Origin of the sequence: Thioalkalivibrio sp. (assembly GCF_041690275.1) — a bacterium.
In the GTDB taxonomy this organism is placed as follows: Bacteria; Pseudomonadota; Gammaproteobacteria; order Ectothiorhodospirales; family Ectothiorhodospiraceae; genus Thioalkalivibrio.
This window is the reverse complement of sequence record NZ_JAWLHP010000036.1, coordinates 15,608-30,596: the sequence shown is the minus strand read 5'-3', so window position 1 is coordinate 30,596 and position 14,989 is coordinate 15,608. Positions and strand designations below refer to the sequence as shown.

13 protein-coding genes and 1 other RNA gene are annotated in these 14,989 nt (G+C 69.9%); all 14 read left to right on the top strand.

Annotation, left to right across the window (positions count from 1 at the left end; translation table 11 throughout):
* Positions 1-93: 93 nt before the first annotated feature.
* The 14 genes from rnpB (at position 94) to ACESMN_RS08525 (ending at position 14,918) form a co-directional block, all read left to right on the top strand.
* An RNA gene (rnpB, locus tag ACESMN_RS08590) (RNase P RNA component class A) lies at positions 94-449 on the top strand.
* Between the two features lie 274 nt (positions 450-723).
* On the top strand, positions 724-1,173 hold the full coding sequence (gene mraZ, locus ACESMN_RS08585) for a division/cell wall cluster transcriptional repressor MraZ (RefSeq protein WP_373053180.1): 450 nt from the start codon (positions 724-726) through the stop codon (positions 1,171-1,173).
* 5 nt (positions 1,174-1,178) lie between these two features.
* Positions 1,179-2,114, top strand: a complete 936-nt coding sequence (gene rsmH / locus ACESMN_RS08580; protein WP_373053179.1) for a 16S rRNA (cytosine(1402)-N(4))-methyltransferase RsmH — start codon at positions 1,179-1,181, stop codon at positions 2,112-2,114.
* A complete protein-coding gene (gene ftsL / locus ACESMN_RS08575) occupies positions 2,111-2,395 on the top strand; it encodes a cell division protein FtsL (RefSeq protein ID WP_373053178.1) in 285 nt (94 codons plus the stop codon). The genes rsmH and ftsL overlap by 4 nt, the downstream gene beginning before the upstream one ends.
* Positions 2,383-4,101, top strand: a complete 1,719-nt coding sequence (locus ACESMN_RS08570; RefSeq protein WP_373053177.1) for a peptidoglycan D,D-transpeptidase FtsI family protein — start codon at positions 2,383-2,385, stop codon at positions 4,099-4,101. Before ftsL ends, ACESMN_RS08570 begins: the two co-directional genes overlap by 13 nt.
* The gene (locus ACESMN_RS08565) at positions 4,098-5,591 is read left to right on the top strand and encodes a UDP-N-acetylmuramoyl-L-alanyl-D-glutamate--2,6-diaminopimelate ligase (RefSeq protein WP_373053176.1); all 1,494 of its coding nucleotides are present in this window, start codon (positions 4,098-4,100) and stop codon (positions 5,589-5,591) included. The genes ACESMN_RS08570 and ACESMN_RS08565 overlap by 4 nt, the downstream gene beginning before the upstream one ends.
* Positions 5,588-6,964 (top strand): UDP-N-acetylmuramoyl-tripeptide--D-alanyl-D-alanine ligase, encoded by a 1,377-nt coding sequence (locus ACESMN_RS08560; protein WP_373053175.1) that lies wholly within the window; start codon positions 5,588-5,590, stop codon positions 6,962-6,964. The genes ACESMN_RS08565 and ACESMN_RS08560 overlap by 4 nt, the downstream gene beginning before the upstream one ends.
* A complete protein-coding gene (gene mraY / locus ACESMN_RS08555) occupies positions 6,945-8,030 on the top strand; it encodes a phospho-N-acetylmuramoyl-pentapeptide-transferase (RefSeq protein ID WP_373053174.1) in 1,086 nt (361 codons plus the stop codon). Before ACESMN_RS08560 ends, mraY begins: the two co-directional genes overlap by 20 nt.
* A complete protein-coding gene (murD, locus tag ACESMN_RS08550) occupies positions 8,027-9,370 on the top strand; it encodes a UDP-N-acetylmuramoyl-L-alanine--D-glutamate ligase (protein ID WP_373053173.1) in 1,344 nt (447 codons plus the stop codon). Before mraY ends, murD begins: the two co-directional genes overlap by 4 nt.
* Positions 9,367-10,539, top strand: a complete 1,173-nt coding sequence (gene ftsW, locus ACESMN_RS08545) for a putative lipid II flippase FtsW (protein WP_373053172.1) — start codon at positions 9,367-9,369, stop codon at positions 10,537-10,539. The genes murD and ftsW overlap by 4 nt, the downstream gene beginning before the upstream one ends.
* Entirely contained in the window at positions 10,536-11,639 is a 1,104-nt protein-coding gene (gene murG, locus ACESMN_RS08540) for an undecaprenyldiphospho-muramoylpentapeptide beta-N-acetylglucosaminyltransferase (protein WP_373053171.1), read from the top strand. The genes ftsW and murG overlap by 4 nt, the downstream gene beginning before the upstream one ends.
* A complete protein-coding gene (murC, locus tag ACESMN_RS08535) occupies positions 11,636-13,057 on the top strand; it encodes a UDP-N-acetylmuramate--L-alanine ligase (protein ID WP_373053170.1) in 1,422 nt (473 codons plus the stop codon). Before murG ends, murC begins: the two co-directional genes overlap by 4 nt.
* Positions 13,054-13,962, top strand: coding sequence for a UDP-N-acetylmuramate dehydrogenase (gene murB / locus ACESMN_RS08530; protein ID WP_373053169.1), 909 nt, complete (start codon positions 13,054-13,056; stop codon positions 13,960-13,962). The genes murC and murB overlap by 4 nt, the downstream gene beginning before the upstream one ends.
* Entirely contained in the window at positions 13,959-14,918 is a 960-nt protein-coding gene (locus ACESMN_RS08525) for a D-alanine--D-alanine ligase (protein WP_373053168.1), read from the top strand. Before murB ends, ACESMN_RS08525 begins: the two co-directional genes overlap by 4 nt.
* The last annotated feature ends 71 nt before the right edge of the window (positions 14,919-14,989 follow it).

Sequence of the window (14,989 nt, the reverse complement as noted above, 5' to 3'; positions counted from 1 at the left end):
TCGGCGCAGGCTGCGCTGCACCGCCGATTGGCGGCTTGCGCATGACGCGCCACCGGTTGCGTCCGGACCCGGCGGCGCGTAAAAGAAGAGGCGGGAGTCGGCCGGATCGTCGCTGCGCGCCAGCGTGGAGGAAAGTCCGGGCTCCGCAGGGCGGGACGCCAGGTAATGCCTGGGCGGCGCGAGCCGACGGAAAGTGCCACAGAAAACATACCGCCGATGGGTCCGGCAGTGTCCGGTCCACAGGTAAGGGTGAAATGGTGCGGTAAGAGCGCACCGCGCGCCTGGCAACAGTGCGTGGCAGGGTAAACCCCGTCCGGAGCAAGGCCAAATAGGGGTGCCATGATGTGGCCCGCATCGCACCCGGGTAGGCTGCTCGAGGCGTCTGGTGACAGGCGTCCCAGAGGAATGACGGTCCTCGACAGAACCCGGCTTACAGGCCGGCTCCCACTTTTCCCCACCCATGCCCCCGGCTGCGGGACCCCCTGTCCCCTCAATGCCTCATATAGCTCAAGTGAACTCTTAACTTAGCCCCCCAAGACTCCGCTTTTGGGACGTTTTACGGCTCCCGCATCCGTTGCAATCCGCGTGCGTAAGTCTTTGTCGCCGAACGCTTATTTTTTTGGGATCCCTGCATTTTTTGCTTGACGGGTGCTGCGGGCCGTCCATATAGTGTCGGAAAGTGGGGGAGCGTGGGGACAAGTGGGTCCCCGACGAGGCACTCAAATGTTCCGAGGGGTCAGCCAACTGAGTGTGGACGCGAAGGGGCGTGTCGCCGTACCCGCGCGCTATCGTGATGCCCTCATCGAGGACTGCAGTGGTCACATGGTGATCACCGTCGACCGCGACGGTTGCCTGCTTCTGTACCCGGCACCCGAGTGGGAGCGCATCGAACAGGCCCTGATGTCGCGCCCGAACATCAATTCCCACGTGCGCAAGCTGCAGCGCCTGCTGGTGGGGCATGCGACGGAATGCGACCTGGACGGGCAGGGCCGGCTGCTGCTGCCGCCGCCGTTGCGCGAGTTCGCGGGACTGTCGAAGAGGGTGGTGCTGGTGGGACAGGGCAAGAAGTTCGAGATATGGGACGAGGATACCTGGTCCCGCAACCGCGAACTCTGGTTCGGGGAGGATGCGGATGAAGCACTCAGCGAAGCGCTCGAATCCATCGCGCTCTGAATCCCGTGAACGGCGTCCCGCATATACCGGTGCTGCTGGAGGCGGTACTGGAGGGCCTCGCGATCCAGCCTGCCGGCCGCTACGTGGACGGCACCTTCGGCCGGGGCGGGCACAGTCGGGCCATCCTCTCGAGGCTGGGCCCTCGGGGTGGACTCCTGGCGATGGACCGCGACCCGGCCGCTCACGAGGCCGCCCGGCAATTGTCGGCCGATCCCCGATTCACGTTCACAAGGGAGCGCTTTTCGCACATGGTTGAGGCGGTCCGGCTACACTGGCCCGAAGACGGGGTCGACGGGGTGCTGCTGGACCTCGGGGTCTCCTCGCCGCAGCTGGACGAGCCGTCGCGCGGCTTCAGTTTTCAGCAGGACGGCCCGCTGGACATGCGCATGGACCCGGACGCCGGTGTCCCGGTCTGCGAGTGGCTCAACCGGGCCGACCAGAAGGCGCTTGCCGACACCATCTACACGCTGGGCGAGGAACGCTATTCCCGCCGCATCGCCCGCGCGATCGTCGATGCCCGGCGCAGCGCCCCGATCACCCGCACCGCCCAGCTCGCGGATCTGGTAGGCCGCGCGGTGCCGCGCAGGGAACCCGGCCGGCATCCGGCGACCCGCACCTTCCAGGCGCTGCGCATCCTGGCAAACGATGAGCTGGGCGAGCTGCGGGCCTGGCTGCAGACCATTCCGGCGGTGCTCAGGCCGGGCGCGCGGCTGGTGGTGATCAGTTTTCACTCGCTCGAGGACCGCCTCGTCAAGCGCGCGTTCCAGGGACGCACGGATGTCGCTGGGCCGCGCCTGCCGCGCGGTCTTCCGGTCGAGCCCGGGGTCGTGAAGCCCCCGCTCCGGGCCGTGGGCAAGCCGGTGCGTCCCGGCCCGCAGGAATGCGCGCGCAATCCGCGTGCACGCTCTGCGGTGATGCGGGTCGCGGAGAGGAACCCGTGAGCCGGGTGCTGATCCTCCAGATCCTGCTTGCGGCGCTGGTCTTCGCGTCGGCGATCGGCGTGGTCGTCGCGCGTCACGAGGCACGCCAGGCCTTCATCGAGCACCAGGCGCAGCTGCAGCAGCGCGATGCGCTGAACCTAGAGTGGACACAGCTGCAGCTCGAGCAGGCCACCTGGGCGACACAGGCGAGGATCGAGACCGGAGCACGGGAACGCCTGAACATGATCCGCCCCGGACCGGACCGGATCATCTACGTCGAGGGTGGTTCATGGGGGCGCTGAGACGCGAGGTCAGCCACTGGCGCCTGAAGGTGCTCGCGGCCGGTCTGCTCGTCTTCACCGCGCTGCTGGTGCTCCGAGCAATGGACCTCCAGGTGCTGAAGCAGGAGTTCCTGCAGGGGCAGGGCGAGGCACGGCAGGTCCGCACCGTCCAGGAACCGGCGCACCGGGGGATGATCACCGACCGCAACGGCGAGCCCCTTGCGATCTCCGGCCCGGTGGAGACCGTCTGGGCGCATCCGGGCGAGCTGCTGGCCGCGGCCGAACGGCTGCCCGAGCTGGCGCGCGTGCTGGAGCTCGAGCCGGCCATGCTTCGGGCCCGTATCGAGACGCGCGCCGATCGCGAATTCGTGTACCTCAGGCGTCATCTGCCGCCGGAGCAGGCGCAGCAGGTGTCCGCGCTCGGTGTGCCGGGCGTCGCGCTGATGCGCGAATTCCGCCGCTACTATCCCCACGGCGAGGCCACCGCGCACATCATCGGCTTCACTGACATCGACGAGCGCGGCCAGGAGGGCATGGAGCTCGCGTTCGACGGCTGGCTCTCCGGAAGGCCCGGCGCCAAGCGCGTGCTGCGCGACCGTCACGGTCAGAGCATCCGTGACGTGGCCGCGATCCGCTCCGCCGAGGACGGGCACGATCTGCGCCTCACCATCGACCAGCGCCTGCAGTATCTCGCCTACCGCGAGCTGAAGGCCGCGGTGCAGGCGCACCAGGCCCGCGGAGGCTCCGCGGTGCTGGTGGACGCCCTCAGCGGCGACATCCTCGCCCTGGTGAACCAGCCCGGCTTCAATCCGAACAACCGGGTCCGGCTGGATCTGTCACTGACGCGGAACCGCGCGGTCACCGACACGCTGGAGCCGGGCTCCGTGATCAAGCCGTTCACCGTGGCCTCAGCGCTGGAGACGGGCACCGTGAGCGCGGACGTGGAACTCGATACCGCTCCGGGCACGATGCGGGTCGGTCGGCACACGGTGCGCGACATCCGGGACTTCGGACGCATCGACCTGACCACGCTGATCTCCCGCTCTTCGAACGTCGGTTCCACGCAGCTCGCGCTGGAGACACCCCCCGAAGATTTCTGGCGCATGCTGGACCGGGCCGGATTCGGGCGCCACCTGGAGACCGGGCTGCCCGGCGAGACCAGAGGGCTGCTGCGGGACTTCCCGACCTGGCGCCGCGTCGAGCAGGCCACGCTCGGTTATGGCTACGGGCTGTCGGTGACGCCGCTGCATCTCGCCGCCGCCTATACCGTCTTCGCCAATGACGGACAGCGGATACCGCTGCGGCTGGTGGAAACGGCCGGTGATGAACGCCGGCCCGAAGACGTGATGAGCCGTGGCACCGCACGGCAGATCCTGGCGATGATGGAGCATGTGACCGGCGCCGAGGGTACCGCGCGCCAGGCGGCGATCGCCGGCTATCGGGTCGCCGGCAAGACCGGAACCACCCGCAAGGCCATCGCCGGCGGGTATGCCTCGGACCGCTACTACTCCACCTTCGTCGGCGTTGCCCCGGTGTCCAGTCCGCGTTTCGTGATGGTGGTGGTGATCGACGAACCCGACGACGGCGTGTACTACGGCGGCGCGGTTGCGGCACCGGTCTTCTCGACCGTGGTGGAGAGCGCCCTGCGACTGTTCAACGTGCCGCCGGACCGGCTCGAGGCACCGGAGCTGCGCATGGCGCAGGAGCAGGGAGGGCCGCGATCATGACCGGCGCGGCATTGCCACTCTCGTCCCTGCTGCCGGAAGGGCGGGCCTTGCCGGAGATCCGGGTGCGGGGTCTGTCGATGAGCAGCGCGGACCTGGCGCCGGGTTGGGCCTTCGTCGCGTTGAGGGGCACGCGGGCCCACGGTCTGGACTTTGCCGCCGACGCGCTGGCGCGGGGTGCGGTCGCGGTGCTCTGGGACGAGCGGGCGGATCCGGGATTCGAGGATCCGCGATTCGTGCGCGTATCCGGCCTGCGCGGGCGACTGCCCGACCTGGCGCGCCGCCTCTTCGGCGCCTGGCCCGCGCACAGGCCGCTGATCGCGATCACGGGTACCGACGGAAAGACCTCCGTCAGCCACCAGGTCAGCAGTGCACTCACCGGACTGGGCGTCCGCTGCGCGGTGATCGGAACCCTGGGTGTCGGCTCCCCGGAGACGCTGACTCCCACCGGCCACACGACGCCCGATGTGCTGCGGCTCCACCGGTATCTCGGGGAACTGGCCCGCGACGGATATGACGCGGTGGCACTGGAGGCCTCGTCCCATGCACTGGTCCAGGGACGTCTCGAGGGTCTGCGCCCGACGGTTGCGGTGCTGACCCATCTCGGACGCGATCACCTGGACTACCACGGATCGATGGCGGCCTACGGCGAGGCCAAGTCCCGGCTGTTCCGGATGCCCGGGGTCCGGGCGGCGGTGCTCAATGCCGACGACGCCCTCGGCCGCCGCCTGTTCGAGGAGATCGGCCGGGGACCGCAACGGATCGCCGACTGCTGGACCTACGGCGGCGGGCCGGCGCCTGGCGCGGCCGATCGTCACATCCGCGCGGACCACGTCCAGGCCAGCGGCGACGGGCTCGCCTTCGACGTGACGATCGGATCCCTGCACGGGCGGGTACGGGCGCCGCTGCTCGGGACCTTTCAGGTGGCCAACCTGCTCGCCACCCTGGGCACCCTGATGGCCCTGGGACATCCGCCGGAGCCCGCCATGCGCGCGCTCGAACGCGTGCGGGGAGTGCCGGGCCGGATGGAGCGGTTCACGGTGCCGGGCGGTCCGGCCCTGGTCGTGGACTACGCACATACCGCGCGAGCGCTGGAGTCGGCGCTGCTGGCGCTGCGGCCGCATGCCGAGGGACGCCTCCGGGTGGTCTTCGGGTGTGGTGGCAACCGCGATCCCGGCAAGCGTCCGATGATGGGCGAGGTGGCCAGCCGGCTGGCCGACGAGGTGATCGTGACCGATGACAACCCGCGCGACGAGGAGCCCGGAGCGATCCGCCGCGAGGTCCTGCGCGGCTGTTCCAAAACGGCGTTGGTGCGCGACATCGGATCCCGGGCCACGGCCATCGAGACCGCCGTGGCCGAGTCCGGTGCAGGCGACGTCGTGCTGATCGCCGGCAAGGGACACGAGACGACCCAGAACTTGGCCGGAACGGAGTTCCCGTTCAGTGACCGCGAGCTGGCGCAGCGGCTGGCGTCGAGGAGTGCCGGCCCATGATCGAGCTTCTCACTGGCGAGGTGGCCCGCTTGGTCGGGGGTGAGCTCCATGGACCCGATGACGTCCGGATCCTGGGCGTCAGCCGCGATTCCCGTGAGCAGAGGCCACAGGCCCTGTTCGTCGCACTGCGCGGCCAGCGCTTCGATGGCCATGACTTCATCGGGCCGCAGCTCGCGGCGGCGGCGCTGATGGTCGAGCGCAGGGTGGACGACCCGCGACCCTGGATCCTGGTGGACGACACCCTGGCCGCGCTGGCCCATCTGGCCAGCGCCTGGCGCGCTCGCTGCCCTGCCCGGGTCCTGGCGCTGACCGGGTCCAACGGCAAGACGACGACGAAGGAGATGCTCCGTGCGGTTCTGTCCCGGGTCGGCCGGGTTCACGCGACCCGGGGCAACCTGAACAATCACATCGGCGTGCCACTGACCCTGCTCGAACTGCCCGCGGACGCCGATTTCGCTGTGATCGAGATGGGGGCCAATCACGGCGGCGAGATCGCCCAACTGACGCAGTGGACGCAACCGGACGTGGCATTGATCACCAATGCCGGCCGCGCCCACCTCGACGGGTTTGGCAGCCTCGACGGCGTGGCGCGGGCGAAGGGCGAGATCTACCAGGGGCTGTCCGCGGGTAGCGGCACGGCCGTGGTCAACCTCGACGATCGCTTCGCGGACTACTGGCTGTCGCTGAACCGCGATCGCCGGTGCACCGGCTTTTCGCTGCAGGGGCTCGGGGATGTCCGGGGGGTATGGCAGCATCCGGATCGGCTCGAACTGGATCTGCACGGGGCACGGCGCCAGCTGACCCTGGCCGCACCCGGCCGTCACATCGCCCAGAACGCGCTCGCGGCGGCGGCAGCGGCCACTGCCGTGGGCTGCGGAATCGAGGACATCGCGCGCGGACTGGAGGACTGGCGTCCGGTCGCGGGGCGCATGCGCGTGTTCCGCGAGGCCTCCGGGGCCCGAATCTGGGACGACACCTACAACGCGAACCCCGAGAGCCTCGTGGCCGCCCTCCAGGTGCTCGCCGCGGACTCGGGGGAGACGGTGCTGGTCCTCGGCGACATGAGCGAACTGGGTCACGGCGCCCGGGAGATGCATGCGGAGATGGGCCGCAAGGCCCGGGAACTGGGGGTGCACCGGCTGCTCGCGCTGGGAAGCCTGACGCCGGCGGCGGTGGAGGCCTTCGGCCCGGGAGCGGAGTGGTTCCCGAGTCACGCGGCTCTCGCAAGCTCGCTGCGCGCGTCGCTGCAACCCGGGATGGCCGTCCTGATCAAGGGTTCGCGCAGTCAGCGCATGGAGGCCGTTCTCGCCGCTCTCGAGCTGGAGGCCGCGCAGGCAGACGGAGGGGTGGCCCATGCTGCTGGCGCTCGCTGACTGGCTCACCCAGTACTACCGCGGATTCACCGTGTTCCAGTACCTGACCCTGCGCGCCATCCTCGGCGTGGTGACGGCCCTGGTCATCGCGCTGCTGGTTGGTCCGGCGATGATCCGGCGTCTGACGATCCAGAAGATCGGGCAGCAGATTCGCAGCGACGGCCCGGAGTCCCACCTGTCCAAGGCCGGCACGCCGACGATGGGCGGGGCGTTGATCCTGGTCGCGGTGGCCGTCGCCACGATTCTGTGGAGCGACCTGAGCAACCGCTTCGTGTGGATCGTGCTGCTCACGACCCTTGCCTTTGGTGCGCTTGGCGCCTGGGACGACTACCTGAAGCTGCGCTACGGCAACAGCCAGGGGCTGAGCGCGCGCGTGAAGCTCATCTGGCAGACGGTGTTCGCGCTCGGGGCCGCGCTGGTGATCGTCGCCACCGCACAGTCGCCGGTCGAGACCACCTTCTTCGTTCCGGTATTCAAGGACGTACAGATCCATCTCGCCTGGTGGCTCTTCGTTCCGCTGGTATGGCTCGTGGTCGTGGGGTCGTCGAACGCGGTGAACCTGACCGACGGGCTCGACGGGCTCGCGATCATGCCCGCGGTGCTGGTGGCTGGCGCGCTCGGCGTCTTCGCCTATGCGGCCGGGCACGCGGTGTTCGCCGAATACCTCGGCATCCCGGCGGTGCCCGGCGTCGGCGAACTGGTGGTCTTCACCGGGGCGCTGGTGGGCGCGGGGCTCGGGTTTCTCTGGTTCAACGCCTATCCCGCACAGGTCTTCATGGGGGATGTCGGCGCGCTCGCCATCGGTGCCGCGCTGGGGATGCTCGCGATCCTGAGCCGCCAGGAGGTGGTGCTGCTGATCATGGGTGGCATCTTCGTGATCGAGACCGTCTCGGTGATGCTGCAGGTGGCCTCCTACAAACTCACCGGGCGCCGCATGTTCCGCATGGCGCCCATTCACCATCACTTCGAACTCCAGGGCTGGCCGGAACCGCGGGTGATCGTGCGGTTCTGGATCCTGACGGTGGTGTTCGTGCTGATCGGGCTGGCCACCCTGAAGATCCGATGAGCGACACGGCCACCATCACGCAACCGGATACCCTGGTCGTCGGGCTGGGCGCCACCGGTCTCTCGGTCGCCCGCCACCTGGCGGGCCGGGGCGAGACCTTCGCGATCACCGACACCCGTGACGCGCCGGCGGGACTCGCGCGACTCGCGGAGATTCCGGGCCCGGAGACCCGCTGGGCCGGACCCCTCGCGGCACTGGATCCCGGGCTTTGGAGGCGCATCGTGATCTCGCCCGGGGTGCCGTTGACACTGCCGGCGCTGGAGCGCGCCGCAGCTGCAGGCACCGAGATCGTGGGGGACATCGAACTCTTCGCCCGTTGCGTCCGGCAGCCGGTGCTCGGCATCACCGGTTCCAACGGCAAGAGCACCGTCACCGCGCTGTCGGGTGCATTGCTCGAGGCGCAGGGCCGCCGCGTGGCCGTGGGTGGCAATTTCGGCACGCCCGCACTCGACCTGCTTGACGCGGATGCGGAGCTTTACGTGCTGGAGCTCTCCAGCTTCCAGCTCGAGACCACGCACAGCCTGGCCCCCGCCAGCGCGGCGATCCTCAACATCTCCGCCGATCACCTCGACCGCTATGCGGACCTGGACGCCTATGCCGCGGCCAAGGCGCGGATCCTGAAGGGCGCGCAGCGCATCGTGCTGAACCGGCAGGACCCTGTGGTCGCCGGTCTCGCGGCCGGACGCGGCGCGGTGACCTTCGGCCTCGACGAGCCGGCGGCTCCGGAGGACTTCGGCACCCTCGAGCGAGGGGGACGGACGTGGCTCGCTCGCGGCGCGACGCCCCTGTTCCCGACCGCCGATCTGTCCGTGCAGGGTCGTCACAACTGGCTCAACGCCCTCGCGGCGCTGGCGCTCTGCTGGCCGTGGCTGGAGGACCCGGCGCGATGGCAGACCGCCCTGGCGAACTTCGCCGGGCTGCCGTACCGCTCCCGGCCGGTCGCGCGGCATCGGGACGTGGACTATGTCGACGATTCCAAGGGTACCAACGTGGGCGCCACCCTGGCCGCCATCCGCGGCTTGGCCGGTCCGCTGATCCTGATCGCGGGCGGTCAGGGCAAGGGGCAGGACTTCACGCCGCTGGCGGATGCGCTGGTCGGCAAGGCGCGGGGGGTGTTGCTGCTCGGCGCCGACGCCCCGGCGATCGCCCAGGCCCTGAACGGCTCGGTGCCGGTGCGGATGGTCGACAGCATGGAGGCGGCGGTGGCGGGAGCCGCCGAGTGGGCGGAGCCGGGAGACACCGTGCTGCTGTCTCCCGCCTGCGCCAGCCTGGACATGTTCGCTGACTACGCGGAGCGCGGCGACCGTTTCGCCGCCGCGGTACGGGGGCTCGGCACATGATCCGGGGTCTGTCGATACCGCATCTCACCGCGCCGCGCGTGGCGGCGGGCATCGATGCGCCGCTGCTGCTCGCGGTGTTCGCATTGCTGGCCCTGGGGCTGGTGATGGTGGCCTCCTCGTCGATGGAACTCGCCGGGCGGGACTTCGGCAACCCCTATCACTTCCTGCACCGGCAGCTGCTGTTCGCGGTGCTGGGCAGCGGCGCCGCGCTGTTCTTCCTCGCCGTGCCCCTGGACCGCTGGGAGCGCGCCGGTCCGCTCCTGCTGCTGCTGATCATGCTGCTGCTGATCGCGGTGCTGCTGCCCGGGGTCGGACGCACGGTGAACGGAGCCACGCGCTGGATACCGCTCGGCGTCTTCAATCTCCAGGTCTCCGAGCCGGTGAAGCTGATGGTGGTGCTGTATCTCTCCGGCTACATCGTGCGCCACTACTCCAATCTTCGGCTGCACTTCGTCGGCTTCGTGCGCCCGCTGATCGTGCTGGGTCTCGGCACGGTGCTGCTGCTGCTGCAGCCCGACTTCGGCGGTGCCGCGATCATGCTGGCCATCGGGATGGGGATGCTGTTCCTTGCCGGCGCAAAGCTCTGGCAGTTCCTGGCCCTCGGTGCCACCATCTTCGGGGCGATGGCGGTAATCGCGCTCGCGACACCCTACCGGGTCGCCCGCCTGACCGCCTTCCTCGATCCCTGGGAGGACCCCTTTGCATCGGGATTCCAGCTGACCCAGTCCCTGATCGCGATCGGGTCCGGATCCTGGCTGGGCGCCGGCCTGGGGGGTAGCGTGCAGAAGCTCTTCTACCTGCCCGAGGCTCACAACGACTTCCTGTTCGCGGTCTTTGCCGAGGAATTCGGCTTCGTGGGCGTGCTGGCCCTGATCGCGCTGTTTCTGCTGCTGGTCTGGCGCGCCTTCCGGATCGGTCTGCTCGCGGAACGGGGAGGGCACGCCTTCGGCTCCCACGTGGCCTTCGGCATCGGCATCTGGATCGGCCTGCAGGCGGCCGTGAATCTTGCCGTGAACATGGGTCTGCTGCCCACCAAGGGACTGACCCTCCCGTTACTGAGCTACGGAGGCAGTTCACTGATCGTGACCCTTGCGGCCATCGGTCTGCTGCTGCGGGTGAACTGGGAGGCCCAGGTGCCGGTGCCCCGGGTCCGGAGGGGCGGGCGATGACCGCGGCGAAACCCCACGTGCTGGTGATGGCGGGCGGGACCGGCGGCCACGTGTTTCCGGGACTCGCGGTGGCCACGGTGCTGCGCGGGGACGGCTGCCGGGTCTCCTGGCTGGGGAGCGCGCGGGGGATGGAGACGAGGCTGGTACCGGAGGCAGGCCTCGAGCTCTTCACCCTGCCCGTCACCGGGCTGCGCGGGAAGGACCTGGTCAGCCGGCTGCTCGCTCCGTGGCGTCTGGGCATCTCGCTGTGGTCCGCGCTGGCACTGATGCTGAGACTGCGCCCGGACGTGGTCGTCGGCTTCGGCGGTTTCGCCTCCGGACCGGGCGGACTGATGGCGTCGGCCCTTGGTAGGCCGCTGCTGCTGCACGAACAGAACGCGGTGGCCGGGCTCACCAATCGCTGGCTGGCGCGGATCGCCGATCAGGTCTTTGCCGCGTTCCCGGACAGCTTTCCGGAATCGGTGGGTTGCCGGACGATCGGCAACCCGATCCGGCGCGATATCGCGGCGATTCCCGCGCCCGGGAGCCGCTGGAGCGGACGGAAGGGACCCCTGCGCCTGCTGGTGCTCGGCGGCAGCCTGGGGGCGCGGAAACTGAACGAGGTGGTCCCGGCCGCATTGGCAACCCTCGCGCCCGACGCGCGCCCGCAGGTGAGGCACCAGGCGGGAGAACGCACGCTGGACACGGCGCGGGAGGCCTACCGTGCCGCCGGCGTGGATGCCGAGATCACCGCATTCATCGCGGACATGGCGGCGGCCTACGCCTGGGCCGATCTGGTGGTCTGCCGGGCCGGCGCGCTGACGGTGTCCGAGGTCGCGGCCGTCGGGCTGGCGGCCGTGTTCGTGCCCTACCCGCACGCGGTCGATGATCACCAGACCGCGAACGCCCGCTTCCTGGTGAGCGCCGGCGCGGCCTGGTCCATCCCGGACCCGGAACTCTCCGCCGGGCGCCTCGGGGGGCTGCTGGCCAGCCTCGATCGCCCGACGCTCCTGGAGCGTGCGGAGCGGGCCCGTGCCGAGGCAAGGACGCACGCGGCCGAAAAGCTTGCAGAGGCCTGCATCGCGGCGGCCCCGGAACGGTCGCGGAGGAAGACCCGATGACCGGCCCGCACGCCTCCCGCCAGGCCATGCGCAGGATCCGCAGGATCCACTGCGTGGGCATCGGGGGCTCCGGAATGGGGGGCATCGCCGAAGTGCTGCACCAGCTGGGCTACCAGGTCTCCGGCTCGGACCTGCAGGATTCCGCCGTCACCCGGCGTCTCGGGAGCCTGGGGATCCCGGTGCGGCCGAGCCACGCGGCCGAGCATGTCGCGGATGCGGACGTGCTGGTCGTGTCCAGTGCGATCGACCCGGCCAATCCCGAGGTCGCGGCCGCGCGGGCGCGTGGCATTCCGATCGTGCGTCGCGCCGAGATGCTGGCCGAGCTGATGCGCTTCCGCTTCGGTATTGCGGTGGCCGGCACGCACGGCAAGACGACCACCACCAGCCTGGTCGCCAGCATCCTCGGAGAGGGCGGTCTCGACCCCACCTTCGTGATCGGGGGACGTCTGAACAGCACCGCCAGCCACTCCAGCCTCGGTCAGAGCGAGTACCTGGTCGCGGAGGCGGACGAGAGCGACGCGTCGTTCCTGCACCTGCAACCGATGATCAGCGTGGTCACCAACATCGACGCCGACCACCTGGGCACCTACGAGGGCGATTTCGCGCGCCTGCGCGACACCTTCCTGGAGTTCCTGCATCACCTGCCGTTCTACGGGCTGGCGGTGCTCTGCATCGACGACCCGGAGGTACGCCGTCTGCTGAGCCGCCTCGAGCGGCCGCGCATCACCTACGGCTTCGATCCGGCCGCCGACGTGCGCGGGGCGAACCTGAGGCAGGCGGGGGTGCGCACGCACTTCGATCTCCACCTGCCGGACCGGGATCCTGTTCCGGTGACCCTGAACCTGCCGGGTCGGCACAACGTCCTGAACGCACTCGCCGCCTCGGCGGTAGCGCACGAACTCGAGGTCCCGACCGACGCGCTGCAGCGCGCGCTGGAGGGTTTTCAGGGCATCGGCCGGCGGTTCCAGGTGCAGGAGTGCCCGATCGCGGGCGGCTCGGTGATGCTGGTGGACGACTACGGACATCACCCGCGCGAGATCGCGGCAACCCTTGAGGCGGTGCGCGCCGCCTGGCCCGGGCGCCGCGTCCTGCTGGTCTTCCAGCCGCACCGCTTCACCCGAACGCGCGACCTCTTCGAGGATTTCGCCGAAGTGCTGTCGGCTCCGGATGGGCTCGTGCTCCTCGACGTCTACCGGGCCGGGGAGACCCCGATACCCAGTGCCGACGGGCGCAGCCTGGCCCGGGCGATCCGCCTGCGCGGCCGGGTCGAGCCGGTGTTCGTGGAGTCGGTGCACGCGGTTCCCGGTGTGGTGGCCGGTCTGGTGGCCCCCGGCGATGTGGTGATCACCCAGGGCGCCGGGGACATCGGACAGCTCGCGGCGCGGCTTCCGGCCCTGTTGACGGAGGGGCGCCGATGATCGGTCATCCCGCCAATCTCCGCGTGCGCGGAAGACTGGAGCGCGACGTGCCGCTGGCCGGGATGACCTCGTGGCGGGTCGGCGGCCATGCGCAGTGGCTGTTCGAGCCCGAGGACGTGGACGATCTCGCCCATTTTCTCGCGTGCGTGCCGGAGACCTTTCCGCGCATGCTGCTGGGTCTGGGCAGCAATGTCCTGGTCCGCGACGGGGGCATCGACGGCGTGGTGATCCACCTCTCCGGGACCCTGAACCAGCGCCTGCGCCCGGATCCCGAGCGGGTGGAACTCGGTGCCGGGCTGGCCTGCGCCCAGGCGGCGCGGTTCTGCGCCGCCGAGGGCCTGACGGGGGCCGAGTTCCTCGCCGGCATACCGGGCACGATCGGCGGCGCACTGGCGATGAATGCCGGCGCATGGGGCGGCGAGATCTGGCCCCTGGTCGAGTGGGTGGAGACCATGGACCACCAGGGCCTGCGCCTGGTCCGCACCCCCGCGGACTTCCGGATCGCCTACCGCAGTGTCACCGGTTCCGGGGCGGAGTTCTTTCTGCGCACCGTGCTGCGCCTGCAGCAGGGCGATCCGTCGGCCGCGCGCGCGCGCATCCAGGAACTGCTGCGTGAACGCTCGGAGAAGCAGCCTCTGGGCCTGCCCTCCGGCGGTTCGGTCTTCAGAAACCCCGAAGGGCGCCACGCGGCGGTGCTGATCGAGCAGGCGGGCCTGAAGGGCCTGCGCCGCGGCGGCGCCGAGGTGTCGCGCAAGCATGCGAACTTCATCACGCACGACGGGACCGCCTGCGCGGCCGACATCGAATGGCTGATCGAGGAGGTCCAGCGGCGGGTCGAGGCCCGTTCCGGGATCCGCCTGATCCCGGAGGTTCGGGTAATCGGTCGCAAGGAGAGCCAGCAATGACGAAGAGAGCGGAACGATCGCGCCGCTACGGGCGGGTGGCCGTGTTGATGGGCGGCTGGTCCGGGGAGCGGGAGATCTCGCTGCTGAGCGGGGATGCGGTGCTGCGCTCGCTGCTCCGCAGCGGCGTGGACGCGGTGCCGATCGACCTGACGACGGAGCGGGCGCGCAACCTGGACCTGCTGGGCTTCGATCGGGCCTTCGTCGTCCTCCATGGCGAGGGAGGGGAGGACGGAACGCTTCAGGGCTGCCTGGACATCGCGGGTGTGCCATACACCGGCTCGGGCGTGCTGGGCTCGGCGCTGGGAATGGACAAGCTGGCCTGCAAGCGCTTGTGGGCCGGCAGCAACCTGCCCAGTGCGCCCTATCGGCTGCTGTCCAGGGATTTCGATCCGGAGGCCGTCGCCGATGCGCTGGGGCTGCCGATGATCGTGAAGCCATCCCGGGGCGGATCCAGCCAGGGCCTGACCCGCGTCGAGAGCGTCGCCGCACTGCAGCCCGCCTACGAGGAGGCCTGCCGGCAGCCGGGTGCGGTCTTCGCGGAGGAGTGGATCATCGGCCGCGAGTTCACGGTCGCCATTCTCGACAACCAGCCATTGCCGGTGATCCAGATCGAGACGCCCGGCCGCTTCTACGACTATCACGCGAAATACGAGGCGGACACCACGCGCTACCTGTGCCCGCCGCCGCTCGATTCCGCTGCCCTGATCGAACTCCAGACCCTGGCCCTGAGCGCCTTTGCCGCCATCGACGGCTACGGTTGGGGACGGGTGGACCTGCTCCAGGATGCCCATGGCGAGAACTACCTGATCGAGGTCAATACCGTGCCGGGCATGACCGCGCACAGCCTGGTGCCGAAGGCCGCGGCGCAGGCGGGAATCGGCTTCGATGAACTCTGCCTGCGCATCCTCGACACCAGTTTCCGACCCTCGGAGAGGGATACCGATGGCGACGCGTAATCGCAGGCGCGAGCAGCGCGCACCCCTGCTGCAGAAGGCCCGGCCGGTACTGGGAGCGGGTGTTCGCGTTG